We start from the raw sequence: 20,402 nt of genomic DNA, 5'->3' as shown, positions 1-20,402 counted from the left end.
CCTGCCTTCTGCCTTCTGCCTCCTGCCTTCTGCCTTCTGCCTCCTGCCTCCTGCCTCCTGCCTCCTGCCTCCTGAATATGAAAGATCTACAAAAATTCGGTAATCATTTAATTCTTGGTGTTTCTGGTACAACTCTTAGTGATGATGATAAGCGGGCATTGAGTGAGTTGAAACCCGTCGGGGTGATTTTTTTCGCTAAAAACTTTCTTGATGGTGTTCCTTATCCAGTTTGGTTAGAGAAGTTTAAAGATTTACTTAAACAAATTAAAGAATATACTGAACGGAAAACTCTATTTACCAGCCTCGATCATGAGGGTGGAAGGGTTGTCAGAACTCCATTTCCTATTACTCGTTTTCCTTGTGCTTATTTGGTGAAGTCCCAAGCTTATCAAGTAGCCAAAGCTACATCTATAGAATTAAAATCACTGGGAATTAATCTTTCTTTTTCCCCTGTCGCTGATATTTTTTCTAACCCCCAAAACCCCATTATTGGTTCTCGCGCTTTTGGTATCACTCCCAAAACTGCTAGTCAGAGTGCGCGGGAATATTATCAAGGACTCAGGGAAGAGGGTATACTTGGTTGTGCTAAACACTTTCCTGGACACGGAGACACTAGCACAGATTCTCATTTAGAGTTACCAATATTAAATTTAAGTTTAGAAGATTTACGAAACAGAGAGTTAATCCCTTTTCAAGCATTAATTCAGGAACAAATACCGCTAATTATGACAGCACATATTTTGTTCCCGCAAATTGATCCAGAAGTTCCAGCGACATTATCTAAAACTATTTTAAATCACATTTTACGCCAAGAATTAAATTTTAAGGGCGTGATTGTTTCTGATGATTTAGATATGAAAGCTGTTGCGGATATGTTCATGCGTCCGGGAACAGTAGCACGGGCTTTTAATGCTGGATGTGATTTATTTATAGTATCACGAAATATCAATTCTTCCTCTCTAGAAAGAACCTATAAAATAGCCGAAGATTTTACTCATTGTTTGAGTAATGGTAGTTTAAATGAAGAAATAGTAGAAGCTGCTAGGGCAAGAGTCGAAAATTTATTAGAAATTACACCTCTTTCTCCAGTTTATCAACTGGAGAAAGAGGTTTTATTCAATCATGCAGAGTTAGCTATTACTTGCTGTTTTGAGTAAACATCTGGTTATATAGCGTTTCCCAGTCTCATGAGGTACACCCTAATTTATTTACTGTCCCCAATTCCCAATTCCCAATTCCCAATTCCCTAAGATAAAAAACTCTGTACCTCACTAACTTGGTAAATGCTATAAAGTAGAGACGTTCCATGGAACGTCTCTACAACTTCTCAAAGAAGTCGGGTATCTGGTTATTCATGAATTGGATTAAAAGCGGGATTTATTTTTAGTAGTTGAATCTTAGTGGAAGAAGCCTATAAATAAATCAATTTTGCTAGTCTTCCCAGCCTTGGTATTGGGCTAACAACGCTTCCTTATCTGTGATGCTACCAACTTCTGGGGGACTCAAGTAAGCAATACCCAATGCTTTGAGATATCTGCTGTAATTGAACTTACTTTTATCCTCTTTACCACCTTGTTCACCTTGTTCACCTTGACCACCGTTAATATTAGCAGCAAGTTCAGGAGTGAGTTCAGCAAATAATTCATTTTTGATGTTTAACATCAGTTTTTCTCCAAAATTCACCTGGGAAATAACGTTAGTTGAAAAATGATTTTTGTTATTCAACTAATCGCTTGATTTCTATAGTAAGTTTCATAATTTTTAATTACCTCCGAATTAGATAATTTAATTTAGGTACTAATTTTAATATTGTCCAACTGCTGCGAGTTATTGAGATTAATATAAAAATTCTCTGACATATATAACGTAAAGTTTACGTTTTCAGCAAATGAGTTTTGGCTGATTTGTCAATAAGCGAGTTATTGAGAAATCAGTTAAAAATATTAGCTGTTAAATGCTGTAACTATTGTGTGGTAATGCTTCCAATATTTGCACTTAGTAATATCAATTTTTCTATCTCAGTAATATTTGGATGCAAGCTGGTTATGGATTAAGCTTTAGATGAGAAAATGCAACATTTATTAATATAAGAAGATATTTTAAAAGTCCTCATGGTGTATCACATATTTTTAGATCCCCTTTTCAAGGGGGTTGGGAGGATCAAAACCTGATTTGTAAACAAACATATAAAAGTATTTACAACCAAGCAGCATACATAGTAAGACCAGTATCACCCACACACGACTAACTGGTAACACTACTGGTAATGCTACCAAAGGATAAATTTGTGTTTGAAAAAAGAACCTTAAATTTAGCTATATCATTAGACATTTCCACAATAGAATGTATTAGACTTCTCCGAAAAAGATGTAGCGACAATTCATGAATTGTCCCTACGAATGGGTTTCAGGTTATGCTTATGTAATTTTCGGAGATATCTATTAATTTGTCATAATTTGTAGGGGCGAAGCTTATGGGCGATAATTTAACGGAAAAATCAGACATCTAGATATCCCATAAGCTTCGCCCAGCCCCCATAAATAGGTTCCATAATTTCTTTTCTGGAGATGTCTATTCTGTTTTGTCGGTGATGTGGGTTATGATCCCGATGATATGTACAATCGTGAATATAGATTTGAAGATGGTAAAAAAATCTATGGTTTTTACTTTAACCCATGATCATAATTAATTCTATACTTTTCGGTTAAGGTTTTGTACGCTATGCCCAAACGCCTCTTAGTGGTTGAATCACCCGGTAAAGTCAAAAAACTGAGTCAAATTCTCGGTACAGATTGGATAGTTCGTGCTAGTTGTGGACATATCCGCGAACTCAGTAACGAGGGTGAAGATTCGCTAGGATTTACAATAGAAGGTAACAGTGTCCGCTGCCATTATATCCCCCGTGACCAACGCGCTAAAGAAAACATTCAAAAACTTAAAGCTGCTGTTAAACAAGTTGATGAAGTCATTTTAGCAACGGACCCAGATAGAGAAGGAGAAACCATTGCTTGGCATCTCAAAGAAACCCTGGGATTAAGAGAACCCAAGCGAGTAGTTTATACTGAGATTACACCATCGGCGGTTAAAAGTGCGATCGCTCATCCTAGAAAACTTGATTCTAACTTAATCGGTGCGGGATTATGTCGAGATTGTCTCGATAAGCTAGTAGGATACAAAGGTAGTCCTCTAGTTTGGGCATTAAATAATGGTGCAAAAAGCGTCGGTAGAGTCCAAAGCGCGACATTACACCTCATTTGTCAGCGCGAAAGAGAAATACAAGTATTTGTCCCCCAAGATTATTGGAGTGTGTGGGTAGATTATCAAGAAGGATTTCGCGTTTTTTACAAAGGTACAGCTAACACTCCCACAGAAACACCAGAAACGGAAACGGAAACCCACGATGATGCAGCTAGTAATAACCCAGACAAACCAGAATCTAAGCGGGTTTTATCAGAAGCAGAAGCAGATAGATTAGTTGCAGAAGCCAAACAACATCCCCATCAAGTCATCCAACTTGAAGGTAAACTCACCTATCGTCAACCCCCTCCACCTTTTACCACTTCCACCCTACAGCAAGCAGCCGGATCTAAACTGAAATTTGCCCCGGAAAAAACTATGCAGGTGGCACAGAAGCTATATGAGGCGGGTTTAATTACCTATATGCGAACAGATTCAGTGATGTTAAGTCCTGAATTTTGTGCCAGTGTGCGTAAGTGGTTAGAAGAACATGATCCGCAAAACGTACCACAACAAGTAACAAAACATCGTAGTAGCAAAACAGCACAAGAAGCACACGAAGCAATTCGTCCTACAGATGTATTTCGTCCGTCGGTACAGTTACGAGCAGAATTACCTGAAGATGAGTTTAACCTGTATGTGATGATTTGGAAAAGAGCAGTTGCGTCTCAATGTCGTCCCGCACAGGTGAGAAAGACTTTAATAATTACTCAATCAGGTAATATTTTATGGCAAGCTAGGGGACAAGTTGTAGAATTTTATGGTTATGCGAAATATTGGACTAATTTGGGTAAAGATGCCGTTTTACCAATTGTACAACAGGGGCAAAAATTAACTTTAGAAAATGCCGGACATGAAAAGAAACAAACCCAACCACCACCAAGATATAGTGAACCAAAACTGGTACAATTAATGGAAAGAAAAGGTATTGGTCGTCCTAGTACCTACGCGCCTACAGTGGCTACATTAAAAAAACGTAATTATATTGAATTAATAAAAGATCATCTTCATCCTACAAGTTTAGGGTTAGAAGTTGATGAGTTTTTACAAAAGGCATTACCAGATTTATTAGAAGCAGAATTTACCGCCAAGATGGAAGCCGAATTAGATAAAATTGCTGAAGGTAAAAATTCCTGGCAATCTTATTTAACTACTTGGAATGAAAGTTATTTTGTCCCTGCGCTGTCTAAAGCTAAAACTGTGGTTATTAATTCAGGAAATACTGGTAATAATCATGGTAAAGTTGAGCGTAAATATGAAAGTTCAAAAACCAAATGTCCTGAATGTAGTAACTTTTTAGCGAAAATTCCTAGTAGTAAGGTGAAGAAGAAATACTTTCTTAAATGTGTGAGTGGGTGTGAAAATATTGTTTTGTTTTGGAGTGATTTTCATAAACGTTGGGAAGCACCGAAAACTAAAACATCAGCAGATGAAAAGACTAATAAATCGGAAACTAAACTCACATCTTATCCTTGTCCGGTATGTAAGAAACCGTTGGAGGAGTATAGTTATATTAAAGATGGGGAGAATAAAACTATGTTACGGTGTTCTGATCAAGATTCTTGGAAGGATAAAAAACATAAGGATGCGGCTTATTTTCATACTGCAAAAGGGTGGTGGAGTCCTAAGTTTGGGAATTTGATAATATAAAAATAAATTTATCACATATATATGTTTTAAAATACTGATTTGGCATGAAAGCAGTGGGTGATCTGAGATTCGAACTCAGAACCAGCGGATTAAGAGTCCGATGCTCTGCCGTTGAGCTAATCACCCATCAATAAAAACTATAATAGCAGACTTTTGAGGCTGGCGCTAGTGGGGCAGTTGAAAAACTGGATGCAGGGGAAATTTAACAGTGAAGGTGATTTGCTGATCTGCATTTTCAACATTAATAATACCGCTTAACCATAAATGATCAGTTTTTTCCAAAGGCTATTCTCCGAATGCTTCGCCCTTACATTAGTCATTAGTTATTAGTCATGAGTTAATTCTACCCAATCACCAATCACCTAAACAACCTGTAAGCACTGATTCCTGTAAGGATACCGACTACCAACCAGGTAATAGCTAAACCGACAACTTCACCTAAAAATAACTGTGTCCAATGACGTAAAAATATACCTATAACCGAACCAATACTGAGAGCTACTGCCCAACTTGCACAATTGAGGAACATCCAACACCATCCCCAAGGGAGTGATGAGGGAATAGCTAACCACCATTGTGCCAGTCCAATTACCATACCACCAATACCCCCGGAAATAATTCCAAAGAAGATGCGGAAATAAAACAACTCTGTTGACAGTACAAACCAACCCACAGCACCAACACCGATAGTAGTGATGAGTACCCAACCTAAGACTGTGGAGATCATCCAGCTTAAAGGTAAAATTTTTTGTCTGAGGAGATAAGATTGGGGAAGGGCGATCGCAAATCCACCAATAGCAACATCTAACACTCTGACATCAGACTTTTCACCAATTTCAATCAAAAATAAACTGAAGATAAAACTACCTAAAGTAGTCAAACTCCACACCAAAGTAAAAGTATACAATTTACTGAATTTATTTTTGATAGCGGCTAATTCCATTTTATTTTTGGGAAATTATACTTTATTTAACACAACTGACGCAAAACAGAATAAAAGTAGGGGTAATTCATGATTACCCCTAAGCAAGAATGGGGTTTTTAGTCTAATCTTACGTAAGTTCTATTTAAATTTAAAGGTTTAACAGCCTTATTGGCAAACATCTCTAAAAAAGCCTTACGTCGTTTTTGGGGTGATTCAGGAGAGATGTAACCCCACAAACTTTCCCAATAGAAGAAAGAAAAGCCAAAGAATTTATGATCTCGCACAATTTGTACCTGTTCTTTAATACTTTCAATATCTACAGGACTAAGTAAAGTTCCTGTAGAAATGCCAATGCTCACAGGAATCTTCTTCATTGCTAATTTTACCGCAGGTTTTTCAATTTCGGCAATAAAAGATTTTTTATCATCTCGATATACCTGCAAAATCAATTCATCTACCCAACCTTTATTTACCCAATTTTCCCAATCTTGTAAATAATATTTATAGGCAAAATACTGAGAATTAGGAGAAAGGGATATTTTCGCTTGGGGCTTAATTTTTTTGACTGCTTGATTGATTCTGCCCATAAAATTAGTAATTTTATCTGCTCGCCACTGCATCCATTTTGCATCATAAGGATCAGTTGGTGGAGTCTTTCCTAAATGTTCTTTTTGGTAAAGTTTAACTGTAAATGAATCATAACCAAATTCTACAGGCATTCCAAAGTGATCATCAACTTGAATACCATCAACATCGTAATTTTTCACAACTTCTAAAATTAAACCCAATATAAATTCTTGCACTTGGGGATGGAGAGGATTTAACCATACCTGCCGATTAAAAACACCATTCTGGTTAATTTCTTCTGGGAGATTTTCGTGAACAGAATTTATGCCTTTTTGCCCACTGGTTAACCATTCTGGATGTGCTTTTGCTAAAGCAGAATTAGGGGGAGTCATAAACCCATATTCAAACCAAGGAATCACGCTTAAATTTTTATTTTTTGCCAACCTGACTAACTTCTCTAAAACATCATTTCCACTATTGATGAAATTCAACAAAGGTTCGGTTTTTTCACCAATTATACTTTCAGCAACCTTACTTTTATAGAAAGTGTAACCTCTATTCCAAACCACTGGATAAATAGTATTAAAATTCAGTGCTGCTAATTGGTTTATTGCCCTTTCAACACCCCAAGGTACAAAAAGCACACCACTAGCAACATTAGTCAACCAAACACCGCGAACTTCTGTAGTTAAAAAACTTGTTTTTTGAGAAACAATCGAAGTTGAGGAAATCGGAAATATGGTTAAACTGAATATAAAACCCAAACAAATTAAGAAGGAAAAACAACGATATATTACCCTATTCATCTGCTAAATAAACTTAGGTTACTCATATACAGCAGGAGTCAGGAGTCAGGAGTAAAACTGGTTTTGTGTATAGGTTTTAACTTATATTCTGTACCGTATGGCTAACGCCACGCTATCGGCTGACGCTCACGGCGAAGCCTGATTGATTTGCAATCTGCTGTATATAACTATATATAACTACAAAATCAAATGATATTGCTCAGGATTATGTAATGATATGATAATATTTTGGTTCAGCTTCTGTTTTCTCTGGATTTTCGTATTTTTTAAATCCATCTTCCATACCAAAGAATAAAAGTAAGCTGATATGCAGCTAAACTGTATAATTAAAAAACCTGAAGTTACAGTAGCACAAGCATCTTGCTTGTATTAATTATTCAAGTTAAAGGCATAACAGCTTATCAGCACAAAAGACCAGGATAAAATGTCGCATGAGGCTGGTTTTATCTCAGACTTGTTATTCTTTCAATCCTAATAAACTCAATACCATTTCTGTATGAAGATGCAATAATCAGACTTTTGTCAAATTATACATTGTAGGGGCAATTCATGAATTGCCCCTACAATTTATAGCGCAACCTCACATAGAATTGGTATAAAAAACCCTTTGCTTCTCAATAAGCTGTTACACCGCTAAATTGTATAATCCTAATATTCTGAACTCTTGTGGAACAAGCCTCTTGCCTGTTCCACTTATACAAATTAAATGCACAACAGCTTAGAACTCATTTGGGATCTATGCAGAAGTGTTGAATGTTAAGATTTTGAGGATATTGTCTAAATTGTGCATTGGTATTGGTGATACCAAATTAGAGCAATTAATGACTCTATTCTCAATAGACAATGGATTTTACCTGGGTAAAATGCAAAGATTGTAAAGTTTTATTGCAGGATTCAACACTTGTGGGTTGATTAGTGAAATTGATTATTTAGTGAAGTTTAGACAATAAAATCTTATCTTTATTGCTGCCTGACTCCCCACTCAATTCTCCTCAAGGTTTTTTTCAACTTTTTCAGCAAACCCTACTTGACTAAGTATTGCAAAAATTATCCAATCTAATCTCCTTCCAAATCTCAGAAACCTGCCACCCTGTGTTACCAACAGAATGAACTATGGGATTATCCCGCACAGGAATATAATCAGGAACTTGATTTTCTATATCTATTACTCTTCTCTCCTCAACTAACGGTTCTGGTTCATTAGTAATCTCAGTTAGAATATTTTCCTCTTCTAACTCCATACTCTTGATTTTATCGAGAAGTAACTTTTCAGATTTTTTAATTAGTTTCATATTTGATCCATTGAAATGAAAGTTTTGAAAACTTCATACAGCAGTTTGAGAATCCTATCATTGATTTTCAGACAGACTAGGATAGTCTTTCAATAAAGTTTTGAAAGATCCGCAACAAGCTTTGATGAAGTTGAATTGCACAAAATTACCTTGGGAAAACTATGATACAACAAATTAATGATCAATAGGTGTATTTTGCTAAAAAAATTTCTTATATATTTTAGATATCTCCGAAAATTACATAAGCATAACCTGAAACCCATTCGTAGGGACAATTCATGAATTGTCCCTACATCTTTTTCGGAGAAGTTTATTGTATTCATGTTGCTATAATAAGCTGCTTGACAAATACAAGCGAGTGCTATTGTGTTATGTTTCTCATTAGGAAATGATATCCCCTACTGTAAATGTTTTCCCTGTGACTGTTACGGTGTCATCTTCTAATAATTTACGCCCCCGTCGAGTTTCCACCTCACCATTAACTTTCACCTCACCATTAACAATCATGATTTTAGCTTGACCTCCAGTAGAGGCTATACCTACAAACTTTAAAAACTGATCGAGTTTAATCATTGTATTTAAGGAGTCAGGAATCAGGATAAATATTACTAATAGACATCTCCGGTAATGAAATGTGCATAACCTGAAACCCTTGTAGAGACGTTCTATAGTCTCTACATTGATTGTCGGACAGGTCTAATGACTAATGTATCATCAAATTAAAACCTTTCTACATTAGCAAACTTTTGAGGTGATGCTTTTGCAGCTTCTCCACAGGTGCGGGGTGTAGGAAACATTTTACCAGGATTAGCCAAACCTTGAGGATTAAAAACTTGCCTTACCCATTGCATAGTTTCTAAATCTGTATCACTAAACATATCTGGCATATAACATTTTTTATCAGCACCAATGCCATGTTCACCAGAAATACTACCACCAACTTTAACACATAATTTGAGAATTTCTCCCCCCACTTCTTCCACTTTTTCCAATTCCCCAGGAATAGAATTATCAAACAAAATCAAAGGATGTAAATTACCATCACCCGCATGAAAAACATTGGCAATTCTATAACCATGTTTTTTACTTAAAGCCTCAATTTCATTCAAAACATAAGGTAATTGTGTCCGAGGAATTACCCCATCCTGTACATAATAATCTGGGCTAATATGACCTGCTGCTGCAAAAGCTGCTTTTCTGCCTTTCCACAATTTTAACCTCGTTTCTGGGTCAGATGCAGAAGTGATATTTCTCGCTCCATTTTGTAAACAAATATCAGCCACTCTTTTTTTATTCTCAGCAACTTCTACTTCTAAACCATCAATTTCTACTAATAAAATTGCTGTCGCATCACGGGGATAACAATTAGTAGCAACAACATCTTCCACAGCGTTAATACTAATATTATCCATCATTTCCATCCCCCCAGGAATAATCCCCGCACTGATAATATCAGAAACACTAGCAGCCGCAGCTTCTACACTGGTAAAATCTGCTAATAAAACACAAATTGATTCGGCACTTTTGAGGATTTTTAAAGTGATTTCTGTGGCAATTCCTAAAGTTCCTTCTGAACCTACAAATACACCTGTTAAATCATAACCTGGCATTTCGGGAATTTGTCCACCGACATCAACAATTGAACCATTAGGAAGGACGATTTTTAAACCTAAAACATGATTAGTTGTGACACCATATTTTAAACAATGTACACCCCCCGAATTTTCCGCAATATTACCACCAATTGAGCAGATAATTTGACTAGAAGGGTCTGGTGCAAAATAAAAACCAGCACCACTAACAGCTTGTGTCACCCAACTATTAATAATTCCTGGTTGCACAACTACACGCTGATTTTCTAAATCAATTTTGAGAATTTGCCGCATTAAAGAAGTGACAATTAAAACCGAATCTTCAACGGGTAAAGCACCACCTGATAAACCTGTTCCTGAACCTCTAGCGATGAAGGGAACAGAATATTGATTGCATATTTTGACAATTTCTGCTACTTGTTCGGTGGTGCGGGGTAATACTGCTACTGCTGGTTGTTGACGGTAGCTGGTTAAACCGTCACATTCGTAGGTTAATAGTTCTTCTTTGCGTTGGACTACTCCTTTTTCTCCGAGTACAGCGATGAATTTTTTGATGATGGGTTTCCAGTCTATTTGGGTTTTATTTTGAGTTAGGATCATGGTTTGTTTATGGGTGGTAGATGTTTTTATTTTCTCACGCAGAGGCGCAGAGGTGCAAATGTAAGAAGGGGTTTTTAAGCTACTCCATCATATAATTTTCTAATTTCCTTCAGGTAAAGCTCGCTGAAATTGAGTTAGCTTAACTAATAAAACTCTTCTCCTATTTTCTAACATTAAAATTTCTTTATGCTTCTGCGGGTAACGCCATTCTACATATTGAATGAAATCATCTATTGTACAGCTTTTCTGATAACCTCCATTCCATTGGTGAAAATCATCATGAATTTGTTCTGTGATTGTAATAATATTATCTATATCATCAGCCAAAAATTTATAAGTATTTCTATCATATAGGTGATGTCCAACTAATTCAACTAATTTGTTTTCATATTTATTACGTGCTATATTTGTAATTTGGCAACAACCATCTCTAGTTTTTACATAACGCATAGCTTTATCTATATTTTCTTCGGAAGGAGTTGGAGTTAAAGCGAGAAATTCCACCACAGGAGGAGCAACTTCTCTAACTCTCATACAATATTCTCTTCTTTCTTTAGAACGTAAATTTAATGATAATTCAATACTTAACTTTTCTAGTCCAGACAATGAAAAATAAACCTGATCTATATTTTCAAAATCTGCATTTATGATCATCGGATCATCACTAATTTGAATACTATTAAATGCTTCCCTAATTCTGGATTTATTACTTTTAAATATATTGACAACATCCTCAATATTCAGCCAATGACGTTGACGTTTTACCACTAGGGAAGAAATATTTTCATATACAGAACGTCTCACTATACTATCTATTTGATTAATGCGATATTCTTCAAATAGTGAAAAAACTTGGTTAAGGGAATTTTTATTAACTTTTCCCTCAATATCCAAAAATTTAGCAATAGCTATTGCTCCCTCTCTGGAGAAAATTCTGATTATTTGTTTATTTACTTTACCCTGAATAATAAAATGTACCCATTCTTGCAGTCTAATACTATCATCTGATGAATCAATTAACTGTTCACACTTTTCATCAAACTTACGTTGTGTAAGTTCAAATGCTTCTGCCAACTTCCCTTCTTCTATATAAAAAGTCGCTCTATCAAATAACATATTTAAATCCTAGCAGTAATACTTTTATACATAATTTCTATACGCTCAAATATAGCTCTGTCTCCTGTTTCTGGATTATCAGGATGATAGATTTTAGAAAGCCGATAATAAGCAGCTTTAATTTCTTCTTTTGTCGCTGTTTTGGGATCTAGTCCAAATACTTGCCAAGGTTTAAAATAGTTAAATATATTAATTCCATTAATGCAACCATATCCTTCTTGATTTTCTTCGCCTGGTAAAATACCAACAAATTTACGATATAACATTTCCCATGTTGCTTTGCGGCGAAAGTCAAGTTTTTCCATCCCATCTGTTGCCATTTTAAAAGCACCAGAATTTCTTAATTCTTTGGTATGATTGACATTAAATCTTTTATAAACTGCTTGTTTTAAATTATGAATATTGAAAAAAACAATCTTTTTAGACTGCGGTAAAGAATTTTCGATAATGAAACAAGCAAACTTTTCCAAGATTGTCGTATCAACTTGACTAAACCTGGAAAGACGAATAATTTCATCTTGTACTTGTTGGTTGAGAATTAGTGTAGTCATGTTTGGTTAGCTACATCTTTTTTATTATTATACATTAATTTACGAAATAACCACCTGCTTCTGAAATAAAATTTTTAAACTTAGTTATAAATGATTTACGTATCTATCAAGTCACAGCAAAATCAGTATACTGCCTAATGTTTGGATCATGAAAAGCTAAAACAATATCTTCTTTAGGAACACCAGCCTCAACTAAATCTGTGGCAATACCATTTTCTGTCCAATCTTCCTCAATCCAAAATTTACCATCTTTCAAACGCACATAAACCGTCATTCCTGTAACTCTTTCGCCATTTTGCCAGCCTAAATTCATCCAGATATAATGACCCTTTGCTTAATCTACAATTAAGAATGTTTCCATATCTTTTTGAGGATGACGCTGGCATAATTCAACATATTCATTTAAAATCTGTTTGATCAATTTTGGATATTCAGTTAATTTATCCATTGTTTAACCTCCTCTGCTTCTGTATCTACAACAATTAGCGGAAGTTGATGTTTACCAAGGATGAATTGTGAATAAGGTCTAACTTAGGCATATTTTAAGTATATAACAAAATTGAGCAAAATAAACAGAAAATATGACTATCTTTTTTCCTCTCTTCCTTCTTCCCTCTTCTCTTCCATCGTGTCCTACCCTTCGGGAACACCTTCGGTGAACGTCTCCTTCGTGGTTCAATCCTCTTTTTTAAACGTTCGCGTAGCGTGCCGTCAGGCATACCACAGAGGCACAGAGAACGCAGAGAAAGAAGAATTTTTACCTTCTTCTCTTCCTTTGCGCCTTTGCGCCTTTGCGTGAAATAAAAAAATCCTCTAATTTTAATATTTCCTCTCTTTTGGTTCAAACATATTCACCACCACCGGCATATATTGAATATCAATACCCGCAGGTGAATAATATGCCATTGTATGCTTCAAAAACTTCTCATCATCCCGATTTGGAAAATCTTCCCGAAAATGCGCTCCTCTACTTTCTTGACGATTAAATGCAGATTGTAAAATCGTATTTCCTACTACCATTAAACTTTTTAATTCCAACGCTTCTACTAATTCCGTATTCCAACAACTGCCTTTATCATCTAAATAAATCTCTGTATATTTCTGTTGTATTGCTCCTATTTTCTCCAACCCTTCACTCATTAATTCAGAGGTTCTAAATACTCCACAAAATTGAGTCATTGTATCTTGAAATTCTTGGCGAATTTGATTTATGCGATATTTTCCTTTTTGATCTAATAAACTTTGAATTTCTTGTTTTGCTTTTGTTATATGATGTTGTTCATTTATTGCTGGTAATTTGCGGTTTTGCACATATCTAGCTATACTCGCCCCAGTACGTCTGCCATAAACTACACATTCTAACAGCGAGTTACTACCTAAGCGATTCGCGCCATGCACAGATACACAAGCGGTTTCCCCAGCCGCAAAAAAACCTTCTACCAACTCATCTGCACTGCGGCGCACTTGTCCATCTGTGTTCACTGGTATACCACCCATGCAATAATGAATAGTAGGACGTACTGGCATGGGTTGGGTGACTGCATCTACACCAACTAAACGGTGTGCTTCTTCCCAGCAGAAGGGTACACGACTCATGATTTTTTCTTTACCCATGTGTCGCAGATCCAAGTAAACAAAGGGACCGTCGGCACTACCGTCAGTATTAATACCTCTTCCTGCGCGAATTTCGTAGGCGATCGCCCTGGATGTAATATCACGGGGTGCAAGTTCCATCCTACTTGGGGCATAATTCGCCATAAAGCGATCGCCTTCAGCATTAATTAAATAAGCACCTTCACCCCGTACTGCTTCGGAAATTAATACCCCTACCGGATACAACCCTGTTGGGTGAAATTGCACAAATTCCATATCTTCCAACGGTAAACCAGCCAAAGCTGTCATTGCCAAACCATCACCAGTGGAAGCATAATCATTAGAAGTAGTGTTATAAACACGACCATATCCCCCCGTTGCAAACATCACGGCTTTAGCCCGCACTACTTCAATATGTCCATCTACCAAGTGAAACATCACCAAACCCTTAGCCTGTCCATCTTCTAATATCAGGTGCATTACATACCATTCTTGGTAAATTTGCACACCATGATGGCGTAAGTTATTGACTAATTCATGTAAAATTGCATGACCGGTTTTATCAGCAGCGTAACAGGTGCGGTTATGGGAATGTCCACCAAACGCCCTTTGAGCAATTCTACCATCCGGTAAACGGGAAAATAAAACTCCTAAATGTTCTAGATCAATCACCACATCTGACGCTTCTTGTGTTAGAATAGCTACAGCGTCTTGATCCGCCAAATAATCAGAACCTTTAACCGTATCAAAAGCGTGTGCTTCCCAACTATCTTCAGGATCAACATTTTTTAGAGATGCTGCCATCCCCCCTTGGGCAGCCACTGAGTGGGAACGAATAGGATGGGTTTTAGCAACGACGGCAACTTTTAAACTGGGATCAGTTCTAGCAATTTCTAACGCCGCTCGACATCCCGCTAAACCACCACCAACAATAATTACATCATGTTCTAACATTTTATTTTCAATCCTTAATTCCAAAAAAATACCCTGTCCATAAACAGGGATACTATTCTTCATTATCAATTCTTAGTTTATTCCCAATCACCAATCACCAATCACCAGTCACCAGTCACCAATTACCAATCACCAATCACCAATCACCAATCACCAGTCACCAGTCACCATTCACCAGTCACCAATCACCAATCACCAGTCACCAATATTAACTGGTAGCTTGAACTGGCTGTTGTTGAGAAATATTGCCAGGTATAGGTTCAGTTTTTGTTCCTGGTTCTACGGCAGCCAATTCGATATGATTTAACAACGTGGTAACAAAAGCAAACAGCAAGAAAGGCAAAGTGAGAACAATCACAAGTCCTACCGTAGCCAAAGCATAGACTGGTCTTCTAGCGCCCATCAATGCTAAAGCTGATGCCAAACTAATGGTAATTGTAATTAACCAAGCAATGATTTGACCGTATATATCGCCAAATGTCAAGGTGCAGACAAAGCGATAGTTTTGAATATTATTCTTATTCATCATTATTTGCCTCAAGTCTATCCTATAGGTTCTACCTTAGAACCATGTTTGGCTGACGGACGATTTCTCAATATTTTTCCAAAGTTTGTAATATCACTTAACAATTTAGTGGTTTTTTCTCTTGTGCAATACAAAACTTACACACCTGTAGAATGGTCTGTGATGGCTATCTAGTCATAGTTCCGAGCTTTGTTAAAATTTCTTGTTAAGAATTTCTGTATAATTAATCAGATATCAGTCAACCCTACAGATGAAAATATCACAAATAAAACTGTAGTAAAACTATATCAGTCAATTTATTGATTCCCAACTAGAACAAATGAGTGAAACCAGGCCACGCAGAATCATTATTGGTGATGTACATGGTTACTATCAAGGTCTAATGATACTTCTGAAGGAATTTGCCCCTACATCAGAAGATCAAGTTTATTTTTTGGGGGATTTAATAGATCGTGGACCACAAAGCGCACAGGTAGTAGATTTTGTTAAGAAAAATAACTATCCTTGTTTGCTCGGTAATCATGAGTTGATGCTTTTAAGTGTAATGAGTAAGGATTTTAACTCTAATCAAACAATACAGGCATGGCTTTATAGTGGCGGACAAGCAACGATTACCAGTTATCAATCAGCACAAATTCCCCAAGACCATCTAGATTGGTTGGCAAATCTACCAACATATCTTGATTTGGGAGATGTTTGGTTAACCCATGCAGGTGTTGACCCCAGAAAGTCTGTCTCTGAACAAACCTCCCAGGAACTTTGCTGGATACGTGATGAATTTCACAGCATGGAACTACCATACTTTAGTAATAAGTTAATTATTGTTGGTCATACCATCACCTTCACTTTACCAGGGGTTGCCCCTGGTCAATTAGCACAAGGAGAAGGCTGGTTAGATATTGATACAGGTGCTTATCATCCCCGTAGTGGTTGGTTAACCGGATTGGATATTACCAACAACTTAGTTTATCAAGCCAATGTGTTTAACAACAAGGTTCGTACTTTGCCTTTGGAAAAAGCAGTTACGAGGATTTCACCACATCAGATCCAAGTCAGTCGTCGCCATAAGCAACGAGTCTATTGACACTTGCCTGTTGAAAAACAATATATCATGACTGCTCCACGCATGGGCAATCCGTTCGCCTACATCCACCGCCTGATAGCTTGCGTGGCGAAGCCATAGTACGATCAAGTATCTCCGCCACGCTCTGATACTTGATCGGGCGTGGTTTTGGCTCACTCAATTTTCTTATAAGCTGCATTATCTAAGCCATCATTGCTATGACTTGGCAAACTGTCTATTTGGCGTTGAAGTGACTTAATGCGATCGCTTGCTCCAGGGTGTGTACTCAAAAAGGTGGGAATAACACTTCTTCCCTGTAACTTTTTCATAAACGAAACCATCGCGGAGGGAGCATAACCAGCCTGTGTTAAAATTCTTAGTCCTCTTGTGTCAGCATCATATTCATCCTGACGACTGCGAGGACGGTTGAGAGCTAAATCAACACCTATAGCTACAGCTTGACTGCGATTTAAGCCAGTAGCTGTTGCTATACCACTAGCGATCGCTCTTTGTCGCATCTGCTTAACCAAGTGTTTACCCTCAATATGCCCCATTTCATGGCCAATAACACTCGCTAATTCTGCTTCATTTTCCGCAGCTTGTATCAATCCTGTATTTATATAAACGAAACCGCCTAAAGTTGCAAAAGCATTTACCGCATCATCTTCAACTACCTGGAAAGTATAAGGAATATTAGAGCGATCGCTATTAGCTGCTAACCTTCTACCAACTTCTTCTATATAGCTATTAAGCTGCCGATTCCGGGAAATTCTGACCTCTTGGCGCAGTTCATTATTCATCTGCCTACCAAGCTCAACTTCCTGACGAGTAGATAAATTAGATAATTGAAATACTTGTACACCTTTGAATAAAAGTGGTAATAAGTCTATGGCTTTGCTGGGCAAGGGTGTACTCAAGCACAGACTTATAGCAACAATTACTGAAATCAACGGATATAACCAGCGCCGCCGCCATACACGGTAACTTGCCAAAAATTTATTCCAGTTAATCATAATCAGCGTGACAAGAGAGTTGTGTGAGAACTGAAAATAAGGACGCATTTACAGCTTACTAGGTTGCATTCTCAACTCAATCCCTAAAGTCTACGCTATGATTAAAAATCAGAAATTGTCAACTGTTCTATCAGCCAGCCTGATCCTAACTATACCAGCCATGATAGACTGTCGCATAACTGCACTATTCAACCGTATTAATTGATTATCTAGTAGGAACAATTGTTACTTCCCTTGAAAACTCTGTTTTAATTCACCCCAACCTCAAAAAAACTTGTTATGCGTATTTTAGATTCCAAAGGTCGCTTATTCGGCAAAATCAACTTACTAGATTTGGGTGCTGCGCTGGTAATCTTATTAGTGATCATCGGCATCTTTATATTTCCTGGAACATCCGGTTCTGTTGCTCAAGTCGGCACAAAGACAGTACCTATTGAAGTAGACTTAGTAGTGCGTGGTTTAAATGTCCGCAATCCTGAGCAGTTATTTAAACAAGGATTTATCAAAGGCGGTAAAACAAATGTAATTATTCGTAATCAACCCTACGGACAAATTGGCATTAAATCTATTCAACAATTAGCAAGAACTGTCACTGTGCCCCAACCAGATGGTACAGTTAAAGAATTAGCAGATCCAAGGGCAAACAATTTTAGTACAGATTTTCTTTTGACATTAGAAGGCAAAGCTCAAGTTACTGATAGTGGTCCAGTTTTAGGTAATAGTAAAGTTAAAATAGGTATGCCTTTTGAATTAGAAGGGTTTAACTATAATTTCAACGCTTCTGTCATTGATATTCGTTTACAAGATAAATAATATTTTGGTAATGGGTAATTCAATTTTGGATTTTGGATTTTGGATTTTGGATTGTATTTCATGAACTCCAATCTAAAATCTAAAATCTAAAATCTAAAATTTTTTCCCCAATCACCAATCACCCATTTAGCAAAGTTAAAAACTTACGAATTAATCCAATTGTCACCGCAGGTAATTCTAATTGGGGAGTTAATCCCACATTTTCTAAAGGTTGAAAAAATCTAATACTTTGGGGATTCATTTCTGAAAAACGACGACCAATATCAGGACCTGTAAATTGTGATTTTTGTCCCCAAATAATAGCAGTGGGAGTTGTCAACTGTTGAATGTAAAGAGATAAATCAAAACATAAGTCTCCCCGAACAAAAGATAAAGCTGCATATTCAGCATTTGGTTGTTGGGCAGATTGTAAATAAGCGTCTACAATTTCTTGATAAACTCGATTTGACTGGGCAAATTGTCGTTGCTCCAAAAAGCTGCGAATACCTGCATCAGTAGCAATACCTGTACTATATAACAAACGGTCAACCACAGGTACACTGATCAACTGGGCAAAAAAACTGCGAGAGTAGTCTTGGCCAAAGTCAGAAAGTCCAGCAGGACTGACAAGAATTAAAGACTTAAATAAATCGGGACGAGCGATCGCCACTCTAATTATAAAAGCTGCGGTCAGAGAAGAGGCTATTACAATCACCGGCTTTGTACAAGTCTGCTCAATAAACTCTTGAATGCTTGTCAAATAATCCTCAATTTTGTAACTGCGTTGCGGATGTTCCGAGCGACCCCAACCGATTAAATCTGGTGCAATAACTTGATATTCAGCCGTAAAAGCTGGATATACTTTCGACCACTCATAAGCAGAAGAACCACCTCCAAAACCATGCAGAAACAACAAAGTTTCCCTGTCAGATTGTTCGCTTTTGTCTTGCCAAGGAGAGCCACTAGCAGTATAATATACAATCCTACCTAATGAGGTATTTATAGAGAATTGCTCAAATCCTAGAGGTTGTAACATAAGTCTTATTTGTTGAAGTTTGTAACTAATCCCACTCGTACCACTTAAATAGCTCTAAAATGCTCAATGATTGGGTACAAGTTTTCCATTCTTGTTTATTATTAACTAACTGATTAAGCGTTAGATTAAGCACAGGTTAGATTTGTCGGCGGAACGTCCATGAATCAAATATAATTCTTGAAAGGTGGACATTCTGTCCCTGAATCAAAAAATCTGATATTAAATAGGTAAAAACTGTGACAAAGGCTTCGTCTTCTTGGCGGCAATTAATCAACCGGCTTCCAGAGATTAAGACAGGAAGCCCAAAGCCGCGAAGATTAAAACATTTATCTGAACCTGGAAGCATTCTTGGTTTCTTAACAATCATCGTTGCTATGCTGTTTTGGAACTGGAAGTTGCTGTTAGCACTTGCAGTTGGCATTGGAGTAATGCTCATCGCTTATGCAATACCTAAATGGAACTGGCAAATAAGTTGGTTAGAAATACGCAGGTATTTAAACAGTGCTAACAGTCGGTTAGCTTTAGCAGTTGCTAGTGGTGGTATTGCTACTTTTATGACTTATATGTCCGCTGCCATTTGGGTTGATTCTCCAAGTCTCTGGATAGCTGTTGGTGCTATTTTGCAAGGGTTTGGGACATTACTAACTTTAATTTTGTTGGTGTGGCAAATCTTCAGCTTTCACGGAAATCAAGAGGAAGATCATCTGGAACAAGTGTTAAATAACTTAACAGAAACAGATCCTTTAAAACGCTTGCTTGCTGTGCGCCAACTAACTAAATTCATCACTCGTAAACAAGTTGATGTTTCAGTAAAGCAAGATGTTATTGAATGTTTGCAAATTTTATTGAGTAGGGAAGAGGAAACGGTAGTTCGCCAAGCAGCGTTGAATAGTTTGCAAACCGTGGACGGTTTACAAATGGTAATATCCAGCACTGCCAAACCTCTTGTACCCATAACTCAAAAAATCTCTACAACTGTTAAGCAAGAAGTTTATTAGTTAGGGTTTGCTGAGAAAGTCTTTCCGTGAGGGCATAGGAGTCAGGAGTCAGGAGTCAGGAGTCAGGAGTCAGGAGTCAGGAGTCAGGAGT

General features: G+C 37.1%; 17 protein-coding genes, 1 tRNA gene and 1 pseudogene. 5 read left to right on the top strand and 14 right to left on the bottom strand.

The annotated features are described in order from the left end of the window. The first annotated feature begins 77 nt into the window (after positions 1-77). Complete coding sequence (nagZ, locus tag PN497_RS01215; RefSeq protein ID WP_096572897.1) at positions 78-1,157, top strand: beta-N-acetylhexosaminidase; 1,080 nt, start codon at positions 78-80, stop codon at positions 1,155-1,157. A gap of 274 nt (positions 1,158-1,431) precedes the next feature. Here the strand turns inward: nagZ and PN497_RS01210 are convergent, their stop codons facing one another. Then, positions 1,432-1,662, bottom strand: coding sequence for a hypothetical protein (locus tag PN497_RS01210; protein ID WP_096572427.1), 231 nt, complete (start codon positions 1,660-1,662; stop codon positions 1,432-1,434). Positions 1,663-2,721: 1,059 nt separating this feature from the next. Here PN497_RS01210 and topA point away from each other — a divergent pair. After that, positions 2,722-4,887, top strand: coding sequence for a type I DNA topoisomerase (topA, locus tag PN497_RS01205; RefSeq protein ID WP_096572428.1), 2,166 nt, complete (start codon positions 2,722-2,724; stop codon positions 4,885-4,887). A gap of 54 nt (positions 4,888-4,941) precedes the next feature. Here the strand turns inward: topA and PN497_RS01200 are convergent. The 11 genes and pseudogenes from PN497_RS01200 to PN497_RS01150 form a co-directional block, all read right to left on the bottom strand. Next, a tRNA-Lys gene (locus PN497_RS01200) sits at positions 4,942-5,013 on the bottom strand. 232 nt (positions 5,014-5,245) lie between these two features. Beyond that, positions 5,246-5,830 carry a hypothetical protein gene (locus tag PN497_RS01195; protein ID WP_096572429.1) on the bottom strand — a complete coding sequence of 195 codons (585 nt, stop codon included), beginning with the start codon at positions 5,828-5,830 and terminating at the stop codon, positions 5,246-5,248. 98 nt (positions 5,831-5,928) lie between these two features. Then, complete coding sequence (locus tag PN497_RS01190; RefSeq protein WP_096572430.1) at positions 5,929-7,185, bottom strand: glycoside hydrolase family 10 protein; 1,257 nt, start codon at positions 7,183-7,185, stop codon at positions 5,929-5,931. Positions 7,186-8,216: 1,031 nt separating this feature from the next. Further along, positions 8,217-8,477: a hypothetical protein gene (locus tag PN497_RS01185; RefSeq protein ID WP_096572431.1), complete on the bottom strand. Its 261-nt coding sequence runs from the start codon at positions 8,475-8,477 to the stop codon at positions 8,217-8,219. Between the two features lie 381 nt (positions 8,478-8,858). Then, on the bottom strand, positions 8,859-9,050 hold the full coding sequence (locus PN497_RS01180) for an RNA-binding S4 domain-containing protein (RefSeq protein ID WP_096572432.1): 192 nt from the start codon (positions 9,048-9,050) through the stop codon (positions 8,859-8,861). 146 nt (positions 9,051-9,196) lie between these two features. After that, positions 9,197-10,666 carry a glycolate oxidase subunit GlcD gene (gene glcD / locus PN497_RS01175; RefSeq protein ID WP_096572898.1) on the bottom strand — a complete coding sequence of 490 codons (1,470 nt, stop codon included), beginning with the start codon at positions 10,664-10,666 and terminating at the stop codon, positions 9,197-9,199. Positions 10,667-10,768: 102 nt separating this feature from the next. Continuing rightward, complete coding sequence (locus tag PN497_RS01170) at positions 10,769-11,785, bottom strand: hypothetical protein (RefSeq protein ID WP_096572433.1); 1,017 nt, start codon at positions 11,783-11,785, stop codon at positions 10,769-10,771. 2 nt (positions 11,786-11,787) lie between these two features. Next, positions 11,788-12,336: a J domain-containing protein gene (locus PN497_RS01165; protein WP_096572434.1), complete on the bottom strand. Its 549-nt coding sequence runs from the start codon at positions 12,334-12,336 to the stop codon at positions 11,788-11,790. Between the two features lie 106 nt (positions 12,337-12,442). Then, positions 12,443-12,784, bottom strand: a pseudogene (locus PN497_RS01160) (element excision factor XisI family protein). Between the two features lie 371 nt (positions 12,785-13,155). Further along, positions 13,156-14,883 carry a succinate dehydrogenase/fumarate reductase flavoprotein subunit gene (locus PN497_RS01155; protein WP_096572899.1) on the bottom strand — a complete coding sequence of 576 codons (1,728 nt, stop codon included), beginning with the start codon at positions 14,881-14,883 and terminating at the stop codon, positions 13,156-13,158. Between the two features lie 208 nt (positions 14,884-15,091). Then, a complete protein-coding gene (locus PN497_RS01150) occupies positions 15,092-15,409 on the bottom strand; it encodes a hypothetical protein (protein ID WP_096572435.1) in 318 nt (105 codons plus the stop codon). Positions 15,410-15,728: 319 nt separating this feature from the next. Here PN497_RS01150 and PN497_RS01145 point away from each other — a divergent pair, with 319 nt between their 5' ends. Beyond that, positions 15,729-16,493: a metallophosphoesterase family protein gene (locus PN497_RS01145; RefSeq protein WP_096572436.1), complete on the top strand. Its 765-nt coding sequence runs from the start codon at positions 15,729-15,731 to the stop codon at positions 16,491-16,493. A gap of 152 nt (positions 16,494-16,645) precedes the next feature. On the opposite strand, the gene PN497_RS01140 is transcribed toward PN497_RS01145, so the two are convergent. Continuing rightward, entirely contained in the window at positions 16,646-17,485 is an 840-nt protein-coding gene (locus PN497_RS01140) for a M48 family metallopeptidase (protein ID WP_096572437.1), read from the bottom strand. 279 nt (positions 17,486-17,764) lie between these two features. On the opposite strand from PN497_RS01140, the gene PN497_RS01135 reads away from it, so the two are divergent. After that, the gene (locus PN497_RS01135) at positions 17,765-18,298 is read left to right on the top strand and encodes a DUF4330 domain-containing protein (protein WP_096572438.1); all 534 of its coding nucleotides are present in this window, start codon (positions 17,765-17,767) and stop codon (positions 18,296-18,298) included. A 118-nt stretch (positions 18,299-18,416) separates the two neighbouring features. Here PN497_RS01135 and PN497_RS01130 read toward each other — a convergent pair whose 3' ends face one another. Next, positions 18,417-19,313, bottom strand: coding sequence for an alpha/beta fold hydrolase (locus PN497_RS01130; protein WP_096572439.1), 897 nt, complete (start codon positions 19,311-19,313; stop codon positions 18,417-18,419). A gap of 236 nt (positions 19,314-19,549) precedes the next feature. Here PN497_RS01130 and PN497_RS01125 point away from each other — a divergent pair, with 236 nt between their 5' ends. Further along, positions 19,550-20,311 carry an armadillo-type fold-containing protein gene (locus PN497_RS01125; protein ID WP_096572440.1) on the top strand — a complete coding sequence of 254 codons (762 nt, stop codon included), beginning with the start codon at positions 19,550-19,552 and terminating at the stop codon, positions 20,309-20,311. The last annotated feature ends 91 nt before the right edge of the window (positions 20,312-20,402 follow it).

Origin of the sequence: Sphaerospermopsis kisseleviana CS-549 (genome assembly GCF_028329225.1) — a bacterium.
GTDB lineage: Bacteria > Cyanobacteriota > Cyanobacteriia > Cyanobacteriales > Nostocaceae > Sphaerospermopsis > Sphaerospermopsis kisseleviana.
This window is presented reverse-complemented; position numbering and strand designations above follow the sequence as displayed.

What these genes read in the sequence shown, in the direction of transcription:
- PN497_RS01210 (WP_096572427.1), bottom strand. Translation starts at nt 1,662, where the DNA reads ATGTTAAACATCAAAAATGAATTATTTGCTGAACTCACTCCTGAACTT.
- PN497_RS01135 (WP_096572438.1), top strand. Translation starts at nt 17,765, where the DNA reads ATGCGTATTTTAGATTCCAAAGGTCGCTTATTCGGCAAAATCAACTTA.
- PN497_RS01165 (WP_096572434.1), bottom strand. Translation starts at nt 12,336, where the DNA reads ATGACTACACTAATTCTCAACCAACAAGTACAAGATGAAATTATTCGT.
- PN497_RS01180 (WP_096572432.1), bottom strand. Translation starts at nt 9,050, where the DNA reads ATGATTAAACTCGATCAGTTTTTAAAGTTTGTAGGTATAGCCTCTACT.
- PN497_RS01190 (WP_096572430.1), bottom strand. Translation starts at nt 7,185, where the DNA reads ATGAATAGGGTAATATATCGTTGTTTTTCCTTCTTAATTTGTTTGGGT.
- topA (WP_096572428.1), top strand. Translation starts at nt 2,722, where the DNA reads ATGCCCAAACGCCTCTTAGTGGTTGAATCACCCGGTAAAGTCAAAAAA.
- PN497_RS01170 (WP_096572433.1), bottom strand. Translation starts at nt 11,785, where the DNA reads ATGTTATTTGATAGAGCGACTTTTTATATAGAAGAAGGGAAGTTGGCA.
- PN497_RS01155 (WP_096572899.1), bottom strand. Translation starts at nt 14,883, where the DNA reads ATGTTAGAACATGATGTAATTATTGTTGGTGGTGGTTTAGCGGGATGT.
- PN497_RS01130 (WP_096572439.1), bottom strand. Translation starts at nt 19,313, where the DNA reads ATGTTACAACCTCTAGGATTTGAGCAATTCTCTATAAATACCTCATTA.
- PN497_RS01195 (WP_096572429.1), bottom strand. Translation starts at nt 5,830, where the DNA reads ATGGAATTAGCCGCTATCAAAAATAAATTCAGTAAATTGTATACTTTT.
- nagZ (WP_096572897.1), top strand. Translation starts at nt 78, where the DNA reads ATGAAAGATCTACAAAAATTCGGTAATCATTTAATTCTTGGTGTTTCT.
- PN497_RS01140 (WP_096572437.1), bottom strand. Translation starts at nt 17,485, where the DNA reads ATGATTAACTGGAATAAATTTTTGGCAAGTTACCGTGTATGGCGGCGG.
- PN497_RS01145 (WP_096572436.1), top strand. Translation starts at nt 15,729, where the DNA reads ATGAGTGAAACCAGGCCACGCAGAATCATTATTGGTGATGTACATGGT.
- PN497_RS01150 (WP_096572435.1), bottom strand. Translation starts at nt 15,409, where the DNA reads ATGAATAAGAATAATATTCAAAACTATCGCTTTGTCTGCACCTTGACA.
- PN497_RS01185 (WP_096572431.1), bottom strand. Translation starts at nt 8,477, where the DNA reads ATGAAACTAATTAAAAAATCTGAAAAGTTACTTCTCGATAAAATCAAG.